The organism is Paraburkholderia sp. SIMBA_054, from assembly GCF_046534875.1.
GTDB classification, from domain to species: Bacteria; Pseudomonadota; Gammaproteobacteria; order Burkholderiales; family Burkholderiaceae; genus Paraburkholderia; species Paraburkholderia hospita.
In genome coordinates this window covers 1-312 of the sequence record NZ_JAWRXV010000476.1, presented here as the reverse complement: position 1 = coordinate 312, position 312 = coordinate 1, and the positions used below count along the sequence as shown (strand labels likewise).

The window sequence follows — 312 nt, the reverse complement described above, 5'->3', positions numbered from 1 at the left end:
CAAACCGACGATCCGCTCGTCGCCCGCCGCACGGCCGCCGATCTCCTCGATCGCATTCACCAGGCCGCGCAGCAGCAGAACTACGAGGGCGCGTTCGTTTATCAGCGCGGCAACTTCGTTCAAACGTCGCGCATCGCCCATTACGCGACCCGTGCCGACGGCGAATTCGAGCAACTTGAAAGCCTCGACGGCAAGCCGCGCAAGATGCTGCGTCATAACGACGAGCTCTACACGTTCGTGCCGGAACGCCACTTGTGCGTCGTTGAAAAACGCCAGAACAAAGACTCGTTCCCCGCGTTGCTGGCTGTGAGC

General features: G+C 61.5%; 1 protein-coding gene. It reads left to right on the top strand.

Translation table 11 applies throughout. The features are described from left to right. Positions 1-312 (top strand): sigma-E factor regulatory protein RseB domain-containing protein (locus SB822_RS55975; protein WP_410858962.1); only part of this gene is annotated, 312 nt, incomplete at both ends.